Raw genomic sequence first — 18,842 nt, forward strand, 5'->3', positions numbered from 1 at the left:
CGTAAACATCAATAAGCCCAAAGCTATAAGAAATTTTTGTGAAGGTAGAAATTTCAGCTCTTTCAGCACATATAGGTTGAAGTTCACTTGGAAAGGTTACATCTTTTTTAAACCAGCAACCAGTTTTACCTATTCACCTGAATAATATTGACCGGGCAGTTTTTAGCTGCTTGCGCCTGCTCATCGTACTCCCAGTCGGGTAGGGAGAGGATAAAATAATTCCCTTTTTGCTCACTCTTTTTCAAGTGGCTTTTCCCATCATTTCCCGACATCACCCAGTGCTCTGGCGATGCTTCCACACAGGCATTGCAGCCTATGCACTTTTGCCTCAAATGGATTACCTTAATCATTTGCCACTTCTTTTCTTTTTCTCACCATTAGTTTTTCTCGCACCACCAGCTTAAAGAGCTTATCGGAAGGGCGAAGCTTGATATCTACGGGCATAGAGAACACCTGCCCTTTTTCTACCTTCTCCACATCCTTTAGCTCGTAGCGAAGGTTCTCCACCTTCATCCGATGGACGCCTAACGTAGGACCTGTTATCATCACCTCATCGCCTACGCTTAGCTCGCCCGTTTCTATCTTAAATTCTCCTATTTTTATCTTCGAGAAGAAATTCTGAGCCTTGCCCAAATAAAGCTTCTCCTGCTTGGCAGCAGAGCCGTCCTTGTCTGTCCATTCGCCTAGCTCCTTGCCCAAATAATACCCTCCCCAAAAACCACGGTTATAGACATTTTCCAAGCGTTCTTCCCAAGCTGCAACCTGTGCTAGGTCAAATTCTTCCCCTCGCATCCAAGTATCTATCGCCTCTCGGTAGCATTCGGTTACTTCCTTCACATATTCAGGGCCTTTGCTTCTGCCCTCTATTTTGAGCACAGCCACCCCCGCATCCAATATCTTATCCAAAAAGCCAATGGTGCATAAGTCTTTCGGACTCATAATGTATTCATTATCTACCTTAAAGCTGTTCCCCTCATCGTCGGTGATGGTGTAGGGGCGACGGCAATTTTGCTTGCAAGCACCTCGGTTTGCCGAGGAGTTCATGGAATGAAGGCTCAAGTAGCACTTGCCCGATACCGCCATGCACAAAGCCCCGTGCACGAATGTTTCTATTTTCATCAGTTTGCCAGAAGGTCCTTTTATTTGCTGGGTTTCCACCTCTTTGCAGATTTTCTCCACTTGCTGTAGCGTGAGCTCGCGGGAAAGCACCGCCACCTCGGCAAAGTTGGCGTAGAACTTCAGCGTTTCCACGTTCGTGATGTTGAGTTGGGTGGAAAGATGCAGGGGCATCCCAATTTCTTTGGTATAATTGATCACCGCATGGTCCATGGCAATCACCGCATCTATCCCCTTCGCCTTCGCTGCATCCACAATGGTTTTCATCAAGCGGATGTCGTAATCGTAGAGCACCGTATTGAGCGTAATGTAACTTCTCAATCCGTTTTCCTTGCAGATTTGTGCCACTTTCCCTATGTCTTCTAAGGTAAAGTTGAAAGAAGAGCGGGCACGCATGTTCAACTGCTCAATCCCAAAATACACCGCATCGGCTCCGCCCTGAACCGCAGCCATCAGCGACTCAAACGAGCCCACCGGCGCCAACAAAACTGGTTTCTTTCTTTCCATAACTGCAAAAATACAATTCTCCTCAGCCGCTAAGAATGAGTTTTGTCATGCTTTGATGATGAAAATTGAAAGAGATAAAAGAAAAACCGAGTCATTCCACGAAAGTAGGAATCTCTTCCTTAGCCAAAAACCCGAGTCATTCCGCACGTAGATGCGGAATCTCCACCCTATCCCAAGAGGCATTGTGGATCGAGCACCTTGAGCCCCTGAAGAGCGGTAATAGAGAAAGCGCAATCCTTGTGGGTTGCAAAAAAGGCGGACTGCAAGTCCTACGATAAAGGTTCGAGGTTACAAACCTCGAACAGCGGGTTGCTTATACCTCAAAAAAGATAGCGTGGGCAGAGAGTAACGCCGTCACTTCTCCAGATGCTAACATTTATGCTTCTCAGTAGGATTGTCTTAAATGGAAAACCTTTTGATGATAAAGAGTGACGGCGTTACTTTATCTTCTTTTTTTAGGAAAAATCTAGCATTTGTGTCATTCCGTACAAAGCGTAGCGGAGATACGGAATCTCCTCCCTATTCCCAAGAGGCATTGCGGAACTTTGTTTCTTTGAATCAGTGCGGCTTTGATGTATTCTAGGAGGGGGATTCCCCGTCGAGCGGGGAATGACTCAAATGGGAGTGGATTATGTATTGTTTGTCCTCTTCATCCGCCGTAGCATATAAAGTATAATAAGTACAGTTAATGTTATACCTAACATCATCCAATAAAGCAATGTTGTTCTTGAGTCTAGCTTTTCATTTGTCTCTTTTAATTGTGAGTGAAGAAGTTCCATTTGAAGGTTTAAAGTGCTATCATATTGATACAAGTATTTCGGTGTTGTATCCCTTTGTACCAAAATATCCAATTCTTTATTTTCATCTTTGCCATAGTCTGGATCATAGGCATTAGAAGTGATAAAACTATCATTATGAATTTGCCTTGTTCGAGTACACCCATTTGTTTTCAAATATCCCCCCGTAGAATAGTCTCGATAAGCATAAACTAAATACATTTTTTCTTTCTTAAAACAGATTCCACAACCATAGTCACAGCTATTGACCAAAGAAATCATATACTTCCCGTTTCTGCTTTTGTAAAACTGAAATACGGTGCTGTCAACACCACTATAGAATTTGGACACCTCAAAATTATCGACCACAAATGGACTCTCAAAAACATAATTAAGCCCAGCTAATGTATCAGTGCTTACATATTTCCCGTAAAAAATTGCACTTGAATAGTTGTAGCTTGTTTGGATGTCCGCACGAATACACGTACATGCAATAGAACTCTTGGTTGTTAGTATTAATAAGATTGTAAAGATTTTTCTCATAAATGCAAAACTCATCAAGGTATCCCGATAACTATAAACCCCAACTCTAGGTGTAGCCTGAGACACACCTGTATATTATAAAAAAATCCGCAAACCAAGGTTCTCTGAACCAGTTTTTAAATCTCTTGCCTATACCTCAAAAAGGATGGCGTGGGCAGAGAGTAACGACGTCACTTCTCCAGATGCTAACATTTATGCTTCTCAGTGGGATTGTCTTAAATGGAAAACCTTTTGATGATAAAGAGTGACGGCGTTACTTTATCTTCTTTTTTTAGGGAAAATATAGCATTTGTGTCATTCCGTACGAAGCGTAGCGGAGATACGGAATCTCCACCCTATTCCCAAAAGGCATTGTGGAACTTTGTTTCTTTGAATCAGTGTAGCTTTGATGTATTCTAGGAGGGAGATTCCCCGTCGAGCGGGGAATGACTCCAATGGGAGATTTTTTATGCTCGGCTCTTCTGAAGAAGTAATTCCCATGAGGATGGAAATTGAAAGGATGGTTGTTGTTTAGTGTCATTCGCATGCTCCGAATCATTCTCACGAAAGTAGGAATCTCTTCCTTAGCCAAAATACCCGAGTCATTCCGCACGTAGATGCGGAATCTCCACCCTACCCCCAAAAGGCATTGCGGAACTTTGTTTCTTTGAATCAGTGCGGCTTTGATGTATTCTAGGAGGGGGATTCCCCGTCGAGCGGGGAATGACTCCAATGGGAAGTTTTTTATGCTCGGCTCTTCTGAAGAAGTAATTCCCATGAGGATGGAAATTGAAAGGATGGTTGTTGTTTAGTGTCATTCGCATGCTCCGAATCATTCTCACGAAAGTAGGAATCTCTTCCTTAGCCAAAATACCCGAGTCATTCCGCACGTAGATGCGGAATCTCCACCCTATTCCCAAAAGGCATTGCGGAACTTTGCTTTTTTGATAACAGTGCGGCTTTGTGGTTATCTAGGAGGGAGATTCCCCGTCGAGCGGGGAATGACTCCAATGGGAAGTTTTTTATGCTCGGCTCTTCTGAAGAAGTAATTCCCATGAGGATGGAAATTGAAAGGATGGTTGTTGTTTAGTGTCATTCGCATGCTCCGAATCATTCTCACGAAAGTGGGAATCTCTTCCTTAGCCAAAATACCCGAGTCATTCCGCACGTAGATGCGGAATCTCCACCCTACCCCCAAAAGGCAATGCGGAACTTTACTTTTTTGATAACAGTGCGGCTTTGTGGTTATCTAGGAAGGAGATTCCCCGTCGAGCGGGGAATGACTCCAATGGGGATGGGTTTTTAGTAAAAAAACTCAAGCCCTCCTCAACCCACCAATCTCTATCTCTGCTTGCTCTTCTTTTTCCATCCCTTTCTTTTTGGTGGAATGATGGGCGAACAGAGCGGTAAGGAACTCGGGGAGCGATTCGTATTCCACCCCAAGCTCATGGTTGCGCTTGCCTACTTTCCAGATGATCTTCGCATGCTGGAACAAGTCCCTATAGGCGGTGATGAGGTTCATGGACGGGTCGTAGATGTGTGCGGGTTCGGAGCTAACGCCATTCAGTTCCAGTATTTTTATGTTTTTTCCTCTGTAGAGGTCGTCCAAGCTCTTTACCTTTAAGTCGAAGCGTCCGTAGTTATAGCCAGTTATTTGTGTAGAAATTTTATCGAATACTTTTTCCAGCTTTTTAGAGATCAAATAGTTGCCGTTGAGGAAGGTAGTCCCTCGGCAGTGGTTGCCAATAGGCTCAAGTTTGAGTTTTGCGCCTTTTCCCAACACCTCATTCCATTTGTTTCCAAGTTTTTCTTTAAAGTAATCAGCTCGGTTGTATGCCCGCACATGTGCCTCCACCAATTCGGAGATTTTCGATTTCCCATCTCCTTCTATGGTGAGGAAATCTTTGATCACTACCGAGGTGATATGTCCCTCGGCTTCATCGGGCATTCGGTGGTAGAGGATACCGAGTTCCAGTTCGTAATCTACAAACTCTTGGATGATGAGATCGTCTTCGGTGTTTTGCACAAGGTATTTTTTGAATGCATTTTCGTTTTCAATCTTTTCCACCCCTCTCCCCCGTTCGCCCACATTGGGCTTTGCTATAAACGGGTAAGAAATTTGGGCATGGGCAATGGCTTTCAGCACTTGCTGGAAAGGTGTGCCTAGGGAAATGAAGGTGGACTTGGGCAAATAACCTTCATTGATTCGTTCCAGCACGCTTGCCTTCGATTCGCCCATTACCCCACCGAATCGCATGCCGGGATTTGCCGCCGTGAAATAGGTAAATGACCTAGATCGCAGGGCAAAAATAGGTGCATAGATGTACAAGGGGATATAAAAGAACCAGAAGGGCCAATATTCGAAGTTCAACTTACGAACAAGGTAGTGGGGTAGCTTCAATTTTTTCAAAAATGCTGATAGTTAAATGAATTATACGATCATGATTGTTATTCCTCTGCCAAGCTAACACCTTTTGCTTTTAGAAGATTCAATTTACATCTCGTTCTAGAATCTTATTTGTCTGCCTTACCAGTTTGGCAAAGCTACTTCTTAAATCGAGGTAAATATTATTTTTCTTTATGTAGGTAATTAGCTTTTTGTACTGAGGGCTTCCTTCTTCAAACAGCCCCAAAAAGTCCTTTGTATGTTTTACCTGCGTAATCTGATCTTTGTACATGACATAAAATTCATCTCTATATACATACCCGGGCTTATCGGGCACACTGTACAGCAGTCGCCTTTTGTTCTTCTCAATCGCTTCTTCGTTGACCGTGTACTCACTTGCCATCAAGGTGACATCTCCTTCTACTAGCAGCTCTAGAAACTGATCCACTATGTATCCATCCCGCTTTTGAATGGGCAGCATGAAAAAGGTTCGTAAGCTATTTCTTTCGGTGTCCACAAAATAGAACATGTCGATTTCACCGGTGGCAAAAGCCTTTATCTTATCGCCATCTTTGTATTGTATAGCGCCAATTTCGGTGTTGAACTTAATAAGCCCGTTCAAAACGGTTTTATCCAAAAAGGTTATTTCTCCGTTGTACCAGCCATCTTGAGCGGAGGTTTCAAGGGAGATAAAAAGAAATACGAGTAGTAGTTTAGCCCGAGAGAGTTTTGATAATTTAAGCATGTTTAGTGTAGTTTTTTAGTTCAATCTAAAGGCTCTTTAGAATCTACTTCATAATTCTCAAGTACTTGAAAAGGCTTAAGATTGATAATAGAGAGACTAGAAGAACAGTAATGCTTCGATATGAAGATTTTTCTAACTTCTAGCCTCTAATTTCTTGTATATACCGTAAACAATTACCAATAAGCTAGTTATATGAGGTTTCAAGTAAAGTCATAAAGAATCAATCTATATGACCCAAGAGAAACTGAAAAAGTTGGGGCTTTAGATAGGCTAAACAACTATTGGCACTGGCACTTCCGCTATACTAGACTAGTTCAAGCGTGATCTTCGTCTAAGTTTTTCAACCATTTCGGTTTCTAGCTTTTGGGCTTTGGGAAAAAGAATGGTGTTCTCTATGCGTGAATGGATGAGCAGATCTTTCTCGAAGTTTTGAAGTTCCGAATAAACCACTTTGGTGTACAGCCCCGTAGCAGGTGTGATTTGGTAATTATTAGTAAGCTCTCTGATGCCCTCCATTTCGTCATCGTCGGTTTCATGCTCCTTCCAAAACTTCTGTATGCTATACTTATTGAGCTCTATAAGTTGTTTGTTTGATAATACTTTGTCGGCTTGAATCGAATTTAATGTTTCAATGTACCCAAAGCATTTTTTCTCTTCTTCGTAGATATGCTGGATGAAATCTTCGGCAAAAATGGGGAATACAAATTTGAGATCTTTGGCTACATCGGGGTCATCAAACATCTTTAGTTGGATGTTGGCAATTAGGTCGCCTACGTAGGGCAGTTTGTGCCTGATAAAGGTTTTGTGGGCATCTTTTAAGTAATCGATTATTACATCGACGGGTAGCTCAGTGAGGGCATAGTCTGGTTTTTCTTGTTTGTGCACAGAAACTGACTCAAGGCTGTTGATGACCGTCTGTGTATCTAATCCCTTTTTCTGGCAAGCAGTTTTGAGGGAGTCTGCAGGCGCTTCGTAGAAAGCAATTCCGAAGAAATGAAGCACAGAAGCATACACATAGTTAGTTGCCACTATGCTTTCAAGCGTGCTATGAGCATGGTACAGATTCATCTTGAGGTTTATGTTCTAAAAAAAGAAGTTAGTTAGCATAAAAGTTTTTATGCGCATTTTAGATCAGAAATAATCCCCTAAGTAAGCGAAATTTGGGGAAAAAAGCTAATGAACCCACTGCTTATCTTTTCGCTCAATGAAACCAACTGAGCTAAGAGTTTGTAAGTTTCATACATAAAAAAAAGGCCTCACATAACTGTAAATCCCTTTGAATTGTGAGCCCTACTGAATTCGGACGGGGCTGCCCAAGCCAGTGACTCTCCCGATTATAAATCGGGATGCCCTGAATCAATTGGGCTAAGAGCATGAAAGTTTTGGATATAAAAAAAGGGACTCACATAATTGTGAATCCCTTCATTTTTGTGGGCCCTACTGGATTCGAACCAGTGACCCCCTGCTTGTAAGGCAGGTGCTCTGAACCAACTGAGCTAAGAGCCCGTTCGAATTGCTTCGATTTGGGATTGCAAATGTAGCGAAGAAATTGTCAACCACAAATTTTTCAAGAAAAATTTCTTCAAAAAATAATCAAGCATTACCCCTTCTGTGCGCTATACTCTCCTCTGATTCCTGATTCCCAAATAGTTATTCTCAAAACAGCCCCCTCCTACCCAAATATTATTTCATAATCTTTCTCCTGTTCAACGCTGCTTGCCATTTCCTTGCATTGCGGTTGTGCTGGCTTAGGTTCGTTGCAAAGTTGTGGTAACCCGAAAAATCATCTTTCGCACACATAAAAATGTAGTTGTGCCTTTCGTAATTTAGTACCGCATCTATAGAACTAAGCTCGGGTATATTAATAGGACCAATTGGGAGGCCTGTATTCAGGTACGTATTGTAGGGCGACTCGTATTTCAACTGTGACCTCAACACTCTTCGGATGGTAAAATCGCCAATCCCAAAAATCACTGTTGGGTCAGATTCCAAAGGCATTCCTTTTTTTATCCTATTAATATACAAACCTGCAACTACCGGTTTCTCATCGTTCTTTTTTGTTTCCGCTTGCACTACCGAAGCCAAAATAGAAACTTCTGTCGGAGTCATCTCCAATTCCTTAGCTTTTGCCAAACGCTCTTCGTTCCAAAAGCGGTCGTACTCCCCTTTCATTCTATTTATGAGGCTAGGAGCATCCGTTGTCCAGTACATCTCATAGGTGTTGGGCAAAAACATAGTCGCCACAGTGATGGTATCGAACCCAAGTTCTTCTACAAAAGCAGGGTCGTTGACTAACGAATCGAAGGTTTCCACCTCAGCGGTGAGGTTTAGGCAAAGTTTTGGAGCAATTTCCTCCTTGTGCCTCACAGAAGTGAGCGTGACTTTTACAGGAGCTTGCGCACCAGAGCGGAGATGGCGAACAAACTCAAGGTTGTTCATTTTCTGGCTAATAATATAGCGCCCAGGCCTAATATTTTCTTGATAAGAAAGGATTTTGGAAACAAACATAAACGAGACGGCATCTTCCAAATAGTTGTACGACTGCATGGAATCCAACACATCATAAATATCGGCATCCTCCGGAATCAACAACACCGCTTTTTCCTTGTTTATCAATACATTAGGCGAGTAAAATACCTGATAGAAGTAAAAGGTAAACGATATAAATGCCAATGTAGCACCAACAAAAAATGCCGCTTTCAAATTCTTTTTATTCATGTTTATTTTTTTGATTTCTATTCAAACTATTACTTGCAGCCTCCAAAAACAAAAATTCGCCCAGACAAGCTGGGCAAACGAATATCAGTGAAACGTTGGAAAGCAACTTATTCCTTCACCAAAGTCATTTCTTCTACCAAATGGCTTGCTCCTGCAAATTTATCAATTACAAATAACACATAGCGAATATCTACGATGATGTTTCTGCAGCGGGATGCATCGTAGTAAATATCGCTCATGGTACTTTCCCAGCTTCTATCGAAATTGATGCCGATAAGCTGACCGTCTCCGTTGATGACCGGGCTGCCCGAATTCCCCCCCGTGGTGTGGTTAGAAGCCGTAAAGCAGACCCAAAGTTCCCCATTTTGGGCATAGTCGCCGTAATTTTTTTTCTCGTACAGGTCAATCAACTTTTGGTGTACATAAAATTCTTCTTGCGGATTATGTTCAGGATTATGCTTTTGGATAATCCCCTCAATGGTACTGTAGTGGCGGTACATCATCCCGTCACGAGGAGCTGAGCCCGTTACTTTCCCATAGCCCACCCTTAGGGTACTGTTAGCATCTGGCCAGTACTTTTTATCGGGGAAAAGCTCCATTCTTGCCTTCACATAGGTTTTCATCAACCCTTCCATTTGGGCGTTGATCCCTCCGTAGGTATAATAGATTTTTTCCAAATAGACGTCAAACAAACTTTGCATCAGCTGGAATGCAGGATCTTTTTGCAGCTTCTTCACAGTAGAGGCTGAAAAATCAGAAAGCAGAGCCTCCGCTTGTTCTTGTGTCCCAAGCTGCGATTTACCAAACACATATTCTGTATATGCCTCAAAATCACCTTTGTACTTTCCTTTTATAAGCTCATAGACTTCGGGGTAAAACATAGTATCGACTTTCTCAAAATACATTTCCAACAGCGAAGCAAATAGCTTTTTATCGAGAGGTTGGTGGTAATTTCTGAAATGGGCACGGGTCGCAGTTTTCAATTTCTCTACCGTTTCCTCCAATTTCCCTTCTTCCTCCAGTTTCTCAAAGTTGGCAACCACGTTGCGGTACTCGGCAGCATAATTAATGACCTGCGGTCCGTAATACACCAGCTCTATGAAATATTCCCGGGCAAAAGCATACTTTTCTACCTCAGCGTTCAGCTTATCCATTTGGGCAATCAAGTTCACGTACTCAGGCTTTTTCGTATTCGCCCTTGCCTTAAACTCTTTTTCAAAAGCCTTTTTCTTTTCAATTGCATCTAGACGCACCAGCCCCGTATTTTCCCCAATCCATTTTTTATAATAATTGCTGATGCTCGCATAGCGCGAAGCATATTTTATCCGCACCTCGTCGCTCTTCTTCATTTCCGAGTCCATTATCGCCAAGCTCGTTTCACGCATTTTTATCTTTGCCGGGTTGGCTACATTTTGTACATAATCAACCGAACTGGCTGGCAAATACTGCTGCGTGCGACCAGGGAAGCCATAAATTAGGGCAAAGTCATTTTCGCTTACTCCTTTCAGTGAAATAGGGAAATGATACTTCGGCACATACGGAATATTGTCTTCCGAGTAGTCAGCCGGTTGGTTGTTTTTATCGGCATAGATCCTGAAAACCGAGAAATCTCCCGTGTGCCTTGGCCACATCCAGTTGTCTGTGTCGCCCCCAAACTTACCAATGGACGAAGGCGGCGCACCTACCAAACGGACATCTTTGAACGTCTCCGTAATGAACATATAGTAATTGTTCCCATAGAAAAAATCCTTCACCACCGCATCGAAATGCGTGCCTTCTACCGCAGCATCTCGCACTTTTTTCGCATTTGCCAGCACCGCAGCTTCTCGTTGCTGCTCGTCCATGTTGCCATCTATCCCACTGAGCACCTGAGTCGTCACGTCTTCAATCCGCACTATAAAAGTCACCGTAAGCCCAGGCGTAGGAAGTTCCTCCGTCCTGTTCATTGCCCAAAAACCATCCGTGAGGTAATCGTTTTCCACCGAGCTGTGCGACTGGATAGAACCATAACCGCAGTGGTGGTTGGTAAGCAGCAGCCCAGTGCTCGAAACCATTTCCCCCGTACAGCCTCCGCCAAAGCGAACCACGGCATCCTTCATGCTCGATTTATTGATCGAATACAGGTCTTCCGCCGTCAGGTTGAACCCAATCGCTTGCATATCTTTTTCGTTGAGCTGCTTGAGCAACAGCGGCAACCACATCCCCTCGTCCGCCCGAAGCATCAGTGGCGATAAGAACAGAAACAGCCCCAAAAGAACTGCATTTAGTTTTTTAGTCATTTTCCGTGTGTTTTTGGTAAAAAATCTTGTGCTGTAAAAATACACATCAAGAGGAAAAAACAGCGGAATGTGGTGGGAAAAGACAGTAGACTTGGGCGCACTCACGCAAAGCTCGCCCCGGGTGGTCAAGCCAAGCCAGCGCACCAGCCATTTCGGTCTTGCCCTACCCTCTTTCCCCAGTGCGCAAAAGAAAGCTCTCACCTCTCCAACTATCTCACCCGAAATAGTATAAAAAGATGGAAATCATAAAAGGCTGACTTCCATACTAAAATATTAAATTACCCTTAGTTTAACCATGTTACAAATATAAAGAATTGGGTTCCAAAATTTTAAAAGATCATGCCTGTAAAAAAGAAACAACACTATGTACCAAAATTACATTTGAGATATTTCAGTAATGATCCTGAAAAAAAAACAATTAACGCCTTTTTACCAGAGTCGAAAAAATATTTAAAGAACATCCCTCTAAAAGATCAGGGACAGGAAGATTACTTTTATGGAAAAGGTATTGATGCTGAGAACTTTTTAGGGATTATTGAGGATGTCGCTGCTCCAATTCTAGAATTAATCAATGTAGAAAAAAAGCTTCCTAAACATGGTACTGACCCATCATTTTCTTTATTTTATTTTACAGGAATAATGTCATTTAGGACAAAGTCCGCAGTTGACTCTTTAAATGAAATTATTAACAAATCAATTCAACAGTTTGCAAACTATGACGACAGACTTAAATCAGCAAAAGATCAAAACATAGTATTCCACCATAAAGAACCAGCTTTATTTAATATAGCTTTAACTAGTGAAATTATTCCAAATGCGTATGATTTGAACGCTAAACTACTCTTAAATAAAACTAAGGTGAAGTTTATAGCATCAGACAATCCTGTCTTAATGTACAACCAGTATCTTGAACAAAAGAAGCATCCTTATGGGCATTCAGGACTTTTAGCAAAAGGATTAGAAATATTCTTTCCTATTTCACCCGAAATAATGGTTGTTTATTATGACGATTGGGCATATAAATTTGGCAATAAAAAGGAAGATGTAGTGCAAATAACTGAACCAGGTGACATAACTCAACTAAACCTACTGCAAATAATTAATTGCAATAAAATTGTCTTTTGTTCAAATGGAACACCAGAACCATACATGTTAAAGCTTACCAATAAGGCTAAAAAACACATGGGCAATGACAAAATTTGTATGAATAAAATAAACGAATTCATAGATAATGAGGGAAATACCCATGTCCAATTTCATCAGTTCGGAATTGAACCTAAAATCAACTTAAACTTGTCATTCGTTAAAATTCTTAAAAAGGCTAAAAAACACAAGCTAAGCAATTTCGTGGTTCAATTAAGAAACGAGTCTCTTAGAGGTTCTTTTGAAAAAGCTTAACTCGAATTTATTCCAGCCATTTCGGTCTTGCCCTACCCTCTTTCCCCAGTGCGCAAAAGAAAGCTCTCACCTCTCCAACTATCTCACCCGAAATAGTATAAAAAGATGAAAGCCTTCGCAGAATAGCTTTTCTCTGTTATCTAGAACTTGCCGTTCGTATTTTTCCAATCCGACTCTGCCGGAATTGGCGCAATCACATCCCAATGCTCTGCTATCTGTCTATTTTCTAGGCGGAATAAATCGTAATAAGCAACATGGGCAATATACTGTATATCTTCAGTAGGAACTTCAAAAGGGTTCTTATCTAAAATAATAAAATCCGCATATTTTCCCACTTCCAAACTCTCTAATTTATCTGTCTGCCAGCACCTATTGTCAATGCTTTAATGGCATCAAGTAGCCCAATCATCCATCCATTACAGAAGATCATCTCTCCTATCCAATCTTCCAACACGCTGAGCACAAGGCAAGTATTTCCAAGGACAAAAGGAATATATAAAAGGCCAAACTTACCTACAAAAAAACGATCGAGAGGAGATAAGCCAGCCACTAGAAACAGTAATTGATAACACATAGATACAAAGGCATCCCCAAGGTGATATTGAAGGGAAAGGTGATTGCCAAAGCCATCGGGATATACAAGCCCGGATTCGCCTTGGGCGCAGCCAGTTTCATGGCAGCAGGCACTGCTATGTACGAGGCACTTGCCGCAAGGATGGAAAGCAATAACCTATCCCCCACCAAATCCGTCACCGATTTACTGATGTAAGCCACCACTACCCCATTGAAGAGCGGAACGAGAATGGCAAACACGAAAGGCGAAGCTCCTTGTTTCCAAAAGGCTGATAGTTTTTTGCCGCTCACAATCCCCATATCGAGCAGGAATACGGCAAGGAAACCTTTGAAAATATCGGTGGTGAAGGGTGCAATTCCTTGGGCTTGCTTGTCGTTTGCCAGAAAGCCGATTATCAAACTCCCCAAAATCAAAATCACACTCCCATTGGTTACAGAATGTTTTACTACATGCCCAAAAGAAACATCTTGCGAGTCCTTTTTGTCTCGGTAAATGGAAAGCAAGAGTACTCCTACTATAATAGCGGGAGCTTCCATCAGCGCCATTACAGCTACCATATAGCCTCCAAACTCTATTTGCTGTATCTCTAAGAAAGAAACAGTTGTTATAAATGTTACTGCACTAACAGAACCATAGGCAGCAGCAATGGCTGCGGCATTGTACACCCCCCATTTTTTTCTTGATAATAAAGAACGTATAGGCAGGAACAACAAGTGCTAAAGTAACCCCAAACATCAAAATAGCTAAAATATCAAGATTTAAATTGCTGTGGGAGAGTTCTTGACCGCCCTTGAAGCCAATGGAAAACAGTAAATAAAGGGAAATGAATTTGGAAGAATTTGCTGGTATCTCTAAGTCACTTTTGAGCTGTACAGCAATTATACCCAACATAAAAAAGAGCAGAGCTGGGTTGGTCAGATTTTCAATCAGTAGGTCAAAGTTCATGAAAAGAAAGAAGAAATGGTGGATAAAAAATGCTTGAGAAGTAAATGAAATTACACGGCTTCAAACGAGCGATACAGAAGCCGTGTGGGCTGGATATTAGGCTACCTCTACCTCATTGATTGTTAGTTGAACAGCACAATTGATATCTATAAAGTGCTGGTCATTTTCTAATTTTCTCAAAACTTCTATTAGCTCTGCTCTGCTGGCTTTTAACTCTTTCACTCTTTTGGTTAAATGTGCTGTGTCAGCTCCATATCTTTCGTTGAGGCTGAACATATGCATATCGAGAAACTTAACCTTGTCATTGATCAATGTCAGCAACAACTCTTTTGCTTCATTGACACTATACGTATTGTCGATTAAATTGAACTGGTGGTTTTTCATGGCGTTTATATTTTTTTTATTTGACAGGACAAAGTTGAAGAGAATTATTTATATATTTTTATTTATATTAATACCCTATCACATAAATATTATTTATGAATTATACTTTACACCAGCTTACCATCTTCCTTAAGGTAGCTGAAAAGCAGAGTATTACAAGAGCGGCAGACGAGCTCCACCTAACTCAGCCAGCGGTTTCTATCCAGTTAAAAAACTTGCAAGATCAGTTCGATATTCCCCTTTTTGAGGTGATAGGCAGGCAGCTTTATATCACTGATTTTGGGAAAGAGATTGTTGCTTCTAGTCAAAAAATCATTTCTGAAGTAAACGAGATCAAAAACAAAAGCCTTGCTTACAAAGGTCTATTGGCCGGCCAGCTGAAAATCTCTGTAGTTTCTACTGGCAAGTATGTGATGCCCTATTTCCTTTCTGATTTCACCAAGTTGCACGCTGGAGTTCAGCTCACCATGGATGTAACCAATAAGTCGATGGTGATAGAGAGCTTGGAAAAAAACGAAGTGGATTTTGCGCTGGTATCGGTGTTGCCAGCCCACATGAGCGTAAAGCGGATAGAGCTGATGGAAAACAAGCTTTTCATGACAAGGAAATTTGAAGAAGGCTCTTCAAAATCGATCCGGCTAAAAACCTTGGAAAAAACACCGCTGATTTTCAGGGAATGGGGCTCTGCTACACGGCAAGCGATGGAAACTTTCATTTCCAAAAGTGGAATTGCCCACCAAAAGTCTATTGAGCTTACTTCCAACGAAGCGGTGAAACAGGCGGTAATAGCTGGCTTGGGCTATTCTGTAATGCCTCTGATTGGTATCAAAAACCAGTTGATGAACAAGGAACTAGAAATTATTCCAGTAAAGGGTTTGCCCATCATCACACACTGAAACCTCATCTGGTCCAAGGAAAAAAAGCTATCTGCCGTTGCCCAAGCCTACCTCAAGTTTATTGAGGAAAATAAGGAAAAAGTTATCAAAATGCATTTTCATGGATATGAGGAATATTAATGGTATCTCTATGATTGAGAATGGTTCACCACGGTTTATACCTACTACAGTACCAAAGGCGGTTCCATTACTAAAATTTCACATTCAATATTTATTCAAAATTGACTCGTAAGCTTGTAAAATGAAATTGTTACTGATTGAAGATGAAAAAGATCTCGCAAAAAGCATCCAAGACTACCTTGTTGAGAATGGTTTTTTATGCGAATGGGCTACCAACTTCTCTTCGGCGATGGAGAAGGTTTTGGTATACGAATATGATTGCATTATCCTTGACTTGATGCTACCCGATGGAAATGGCTTCGATATTTTACGAGAATTGAAAAGGCAAAAAAAGACAGAAGGTATCATTATTATTTCAGCGATAGAAACCCTAGACCGAAAAATTGAAGGTTTTAATTTGGGTGCTGACGATTACCTAATCAAACCTTTTCACTTATCGGAACTGAATGTAAGGATACAGGCGATAATAAGGCGAAAACAATTTGATGGAAACAATACAATTATATATAAAGAAATAGAGGTTGATGTTTTATCTAAAACTGTTCATATACATCAGGATAAAGTTGATCTTACAAAGAAACAAATCAACTTATTATTACTTCTAATCGGCAACAAAAATAAAGTACTGACCAAGAGTGCTATAGCGGAACATTTGTCAGGCGATATGGCCGACATGTTGGATAATCACAATTTTGTGTACGCACATATTAAAAACCTTAAAAAAAAATTGAAAGAAGCTAACAGCGGAGATTATATTAAAACTATTTATGGTTTAGGATACAAATGGGCAAATGACTAAAAAACTACTTGATAAAACACTACAGGCATATTTTATTTATTCTTTGGCGATGTTTTGCCTCGTTGCCCCTGTCTTCTATTTTACTACCATGTGGCTTTATATGGACGACGTAGATGAATCTCTGATTTTATTAAAACTCCAGTTCGAAGAAAACAGCCTTGCCACGTTAAAAAAATCAGACATACCTCAATGGAACAAATACAATGCTACGATCAGTATAAATAAATCAAGTGCTTTAAAAAAAGACAGTCTGTTTTCAACATCTTATTTCTCTCAAATAGAACAAGAATATGAGCCTTTTAGAGAATTAAATTCTCCTATTATAATCCAAGGCACTCCTTATACTTTTTCTGCAAAAACTAATTTGCTCGAATCAAAAGACCTAATACTGGGCATTGTTTTACTTTTCTTTCTTTTGCTTTTACTGATGTTTTTGGGCCTGGTTTTTATCACCAAAAAGCTATCCCAGAAGCTATGGAAACCTTTTTACACAAGTCTTGGGCAAATTGAGGACTTTGAGATTGATAAAGAAAACAAACCTCGATTTGCAGCTACTTCTATTGAAGAATTTAATCGACTAAATAACAGTGTAGAGAAATTGATTCATAAAAACATGGCTATTTATGAGTCGCAAAGAGAATTTGTAGAAAATGCTGCACACGAGCTGCAAACCCCCATTGCTGTATTTCAGGCAAAAATAGACACCCTAGCTCAATATTCAGAATTAACCCAAAGTCAAGCTGAAACAATCGAATCACTTAACGAAAGTGTTGCACGATTGAATAGGTTGAATAAGAACCTGTTGCTCCTATCAAAAATTGATAAAAATTGGTTTAGTGAAACGAGCCATTTTTCTATCAAGAACATAATTGAATTAAAACTAGATTTCTTTCAGGAGCAAGCTTTGCAAAAAGACATTTCAATAGAAACTAAGCTAATTGTTGATGCGATGGCCAATGGCAACAAAGTTTTGGCAGAGGTGCTTTTTAGCAACCTTTTTCTTAATGCAATACGTCATAATCTTCCAAATGGCAAAATAAATATTGTGCTTACACCTCATGACTTCACAATTTCAAATACTGGGCTTTGCAACAGTTTATCACAAGGAAAACTTTTCAATAGATTCAACAAACCAAACCTTATGGGGAATGGTAGCGGGCTGGGTTTAGCAATAGTTAAAAAAATTGCCGATTTAAATGGGTGGGAAATTTCTTATGCTTTTTCAAATAGTTTTCATTCATTTTCTGTCCGTTTTTAAAAATTCTAAATTCCTTCAAAATTGAAGTTCAACTTAGTGCCATAGATTTTATAACATAAAAATAGAACAATGAAACAAATGACATCTTTAATGCTCGGAGTTTTAATGGCATTATCACAAATTCATGCCCAGTCATCTACTGAAGTACCCGAAAAAGTAAAAACTGCATTCTCTCAAAAATTCCCAAATGCGACAAATGTAGAATGGGAAAAAGAAAACGAGACAGAATGGGAAGCGGAATTTAAAATGGATGGGAAGGAATATTCTTCCAATTTTACAAGCCAAGGCGTATGGACAGAAACCGAATATGAAATAAAAAAACTCGAATTGTCCACTTTGGCAAAAAAAACATTGAACACAGAATTTGCAGGTTATGAAATAAAAGAGGCAGAAATATCTGAAACTGCAGAAGGGAAAGTATATGAAATTGAGCTAAAAAAAGGAGAACAAGAACTTCAGGTTGTGATTTCTACTAACGGAAAGCTAATCAAAAAAGTAGTGGAGGACGACGATAAATAAGAATTACCCCCTTATTAGCTTCCCTAGCACTCGTCTGACAACCGACTAGTGCTAGGGATTTCAGAGTCAATTTCCTTATACCTTAAACTTATCGTATGAAAGATAAAACGATTTCAATAACTATCATCTCAATTTTTCTTTCTCATTTCTCTTATGCACAATCAAGTAGCCAAGACTCAACGCTTTATAAACAAGACAAACTCTATAAATCATTAACTATCCCAACCATATTGATAGGCTATGGTTTAATTGGAATAGAAAGCGATGGCATTCAATCCATTAACTTGGAAATAAGAGAAGAAGTTGATGAACACATTAAGAAAAAAACAAGCATTGATGATTTTACTCAATACGTACCCATAGTCTCAGTCTATGGGCTGAACGCTTTTGGAATAAAAGGAAAAAATAATTTTAAGGAACGCTCAATTATACTTTTAACAGCCTCTTTGATTATGAGTACAACGGTTTTTGGAGTAAAAGAACTAACGAAAATTGAACGCCCTGACGGAAGTACTAGCAACTCCTTCCCTTCTGGACATACGGCAAATGCATTTATGGGTGCAGAATTTCTTTGGCAGGAATATAAAGATGTCTCTATTTGGTATGGGGTGTCTGGCTATATAGTCGCAGCGGGAACAGGAATATTTAGAGTCTATAATAATAGACATTGGCTTTCTGATGTGGTGGCTGGTGCCGGGGTCGGAATACTTAGCACAAAAATCGCCTATTTACTTGTCCCAAAAATGAAGAAAAACAACTGGAAGAAAAAAAGTCAGGTTACTGGTACATTGATGCCCTATTACAATGGAATCTCATATGGAATTGGAATGAATCTATCCATAAAATAAAAAAAATAACATATTTGCCCTTTTTGAACAAGTCAAATTTATACCCAAACCT

20 protein-coding genes, 1 tRNA gene and 1 pseudogene are annotated in these 18,842 nt (G+C 40.4%); 7 read left to right on the forward strand and 15 right to left on the reverse strand.

The annotated features are described in order from the left end of the window. Positions 1–125 precede the first annotated feature (125 nt). The 11 genes from R9C00_16780 to R9C00_16830 all read right to left on the reverse strand — a co-directional run bounded on the left by R9C00_16780 (position 126) and on the right by R9C00_16830 (position 11,049). Positions 126–350, reverse strand: a complete 225-nt coding sequence (locus R9C00_16780) for a ferredoxin (GenBank protein ID WPO33357.1) — start codon at positions 348–350, stop codon at positions 126–128. Further along, positions 343–1,623 (reverse strand): peptidase U32 family protein, encoded by a 1,281-nt coding sequence (locus R9C00_16785; GenBank protein WPO33358.1) that lies wholly within the window; start codon positions 1,621–1,623, stop codon positions 343–345. The genes R9C00_16780 and R9C00_16785 overlap by 8 nt, the downstream gene beginning before the upstream one ends. 629 nt (positions 1,624–2,252) lie before the next feature. After that, the gene (locus tag R9C00_16790; protein ID WPO33359.1) at positions 2,253–2,681 is read right to left on the reverse strand and encodes a hypothetical protein; all 429 of its coding nucleotides are present in this window, start codon (positions 2,679–2,681) and stop codon (positions 2,253–2,255) included. A gap of 532 nt (positions 2,682–3,213) precedes the next feature. Beyond that, positions 3,214–3,699 (reverse strand): hypothetical protein, encoded by a 486-nt coding sequence (locus R9C00_16795; GenBank protein WPO33360.1) that lies wholly within the window; start codon positions 3,697–3,699, stop codon positions 3,214–3,216. Positions 3,700–3,888: 189 nt separating this feature from the next. After that, on the reverse strand, positions 3,889–4,023 hold the full coding sequence (locus tag R9C00_16800; protein ID WPO33361.1) for a hypothetical protein: 135 nt from the start codon (positions 4,021–4,023) through the stop codon (positions 3,889–3,891). Between the two features lie 213 nt (positions 4,024–4,236). Continuing rightward, positions 4,237–5,331, reverse strand: a complete 1,095-nt coding sequence (locus R9C00_16805) for a hypothetical protein (GenBank protein WPO33362.1) — start codon at positions 5,329–5,331, stop codon at positions 4,237–4,239. Between the two features lie 79 nt (positions 5,332–5,410). Then, positions 5,411–6,052: a hypothetical protein gene (locus tag R9C00_16810; protein ID WPO33363.1), complete on the reverse strand. Its 642-nt coding sequence runs from the start codon at positions 6,050–6,052 to the stop codon at positions 5,411–5,413. Positions 6,053–6,361: 309 nt separating this feature from the next. After that, positions 6,362–7,120, reverse strand: coding sequence for an iron-sulfur cluster repair di-iron protein (locus R9C00_16815; protein WPO33364.1), 759 nt, complete (start codon positions 7,118–7,120; stop codon positions 6,362–6,364). A 363-nt stretch (positions 7,121–7,483) separates the two neighbouring features. Next, positions 7,484–7,558, reverse strand: a tRNA-Val gene (locus R9C00_16820). A 177-nt stretch (positions 7,559–7,735) separates the two neighbouring features. Next, the gene (gene mltG / locus R9C00_16825) at positions 7,736–8,770 is read right to left on the reverse strand and encodes an endolytic transglycosylase MltG (protein ID WPO33365.1); all 1,035 of its coding nucleotides are present in this window, start codon (positions 8,768–8,770) and stop codon (positions 7,736–7,738) included. A gap of 107 nt (positions 8,771–8,877) precedes the next feature. Next, on the reverse strand, positions 8,878–11,049 hold the full coding sequence (locus tag R9C00_16830; protein WPO33366.1) for a S46 family peptidase: 2,172 nt from the start codon (positions 11,047–11,049) through the stop codon (positions 8,878–8,880). A 67-nt stretch (positions 11,050–11,116) separates the two neighbouring features. Here R9C00_16830 and R9C00_16835 point away from each other — a divergent pair, with 67 nt between their 5' ends. Then, on the forward strand, positions 11,117–11,281 hold the full coding sequence (locus R9C00_16835) for a hypothetical protein (GenBank protein ID WPO33367.1): 165 nt from the start codon (positions 11,117–11,119) through the stop codon (positions 11,279–11,281). Between the two features lie 107 nt (positions 11,282–11,388). Beyond that, positions 11,389–12,447: a DUF4238 domain-containing protein gene (locus R9C00_16840; GenBank protein WPO33368.1), complete on the forward strand. Its 1,059-nt coding sequence runs from the start codon at positions 11,389–11,391 to the stop codon at positions 12,445–12,447. Between the two features lie 140 nt (positions 12,448–12,587). On the opposite strand, the gene R9C00_16845 is transcribed toward R9C00_16840, so the two are convergent. From R9C00_16845 to R9C00_16860, 4 genes and pseudogenes are all read right to left on the reverse strand, one after another. Continuing rightward, complete coding sequence (locus R9C00_16845) at positions 12,588–12,788, reverse strand: hypothetical protein (GenBank protein ID WPO33369.1); 201 nt, start codon at positions 12,786–12,788, stop codon at positions 12,588–12,590. 5 nt (positions 12,789–12,793) lie between these two features. Next, positions 12,794–12,997: a hypothetical protein gene (locus tag R9C00_16850; protein ID WPO33370.1), complete on the reverse strand. Its 204-nt coding sequence runs from the start codon at positions 12,995–12,997 to the stop codon at positions 12,794–12,796. Continuing rightward, positions 12,997–13,966, reverse strand: a pseudogene (locus tag R9C00_16855) (sodium-dependent bicarbonate transport family permease). The gene R9C00_16850 and the pseudogene R9C00_16855 overlap by 1 nt, the downstream one beginning before the upstream one ends. A 96-nt stretch (positions 13,967–14,062) precedes the next feature. After that, the gene (locus R9C00_16860) at positions 14,063–14,350 is read right to left on the reverse strand and encodes a hypothetical protein (protein WPO33371.1); all 288 of its coding nucleotides are present in this window, start codon (positions 14,348–14,350) and stop codon (positions 14,063–14,065) included. A gap of 95 nt (positions 14,351–14,445) precedes the next feature. Here R9C00_16860 and R9C00_16865 point away from each other — a divergent pair, with 95 nt between their 5' ends. The 5 genes from R9C00_16865 to R9C00_16885 all read left to right on the forward strand — a co-directional run bounded on the left by R9C00_16865 (position 14,446) and on the right by R9C00_16885 (position 18,790). Continuing rightward, entirely contained in the window at positions 14,446–15,246 is an 801-nt protein-coding gene (locus tag R9C00_16865; protein ID WPO33372.1) for a LysR family transcriptional regulator, read from the forward strand. A gap of 241 nt (positions 15,247–15,487) precedes the next feature. Continuing rightward, positions 15,488–16,165, forward strand: coding sequence for a response regulator transcription factor (locus tag R9C00_16870; GenBank protein WPO33373.1), 678 nt, complete (start codon positions 15,488–15,490; stop codon positions 16,163–16,165). Then, a complete protein-coding gene (locus R9C00_16875) occupies positions 16,158–17,423 on the forward strand; it encodes a HAMP domain-containing sensor histidine kinase (protein ID WPO33374.1) in 1,266 nt (421 codons plus the stop codon). The genes R9C00_16870 and R9C00_16875 overlap by 8 nt, the downstream gene beginning before the upstream one ends. A 69-nt stretch (positions 17,424–17,492) precedes the next feature. Beyond that, positions 17,493–17,942 carry a PepSY-like domain-containing protein gene (locus tag R9C00_16880; protein WPO33375.1) on the forward strand — a complete coding sequence of 150 codons (450 nt, stop codon included), beginning with the start codon at positions 17,493–17,495 and terminating at the stop codon, positions 17,940–17,942. A gap of 95 nt (positions 17,943–18,037) precedes the next feature. After that, the gene (locus tag R9C00_16885) at positions 18,038–18,790 is read left to right on the forward strand and encodes a phosphatase PAP2 family protein (GenBank protein WPO33376.1); all 753 of its coding nucleotides are present in this window, start codon (positions 18,038–18,040) and stop codon (positions 18,788–18,790) included. The last annotated feature ends 52 nt before the right edge of the window (positions 18,791–18,842 follow it).

This window comes from Flammeovirgaceae bacterium SG7u.111 (genome assembly GCA_034044135.1).
Lineage (GTDB): Bacteria > Bacteroidota > Bacteroidia > Cytophagales > Flammeovirgaceae.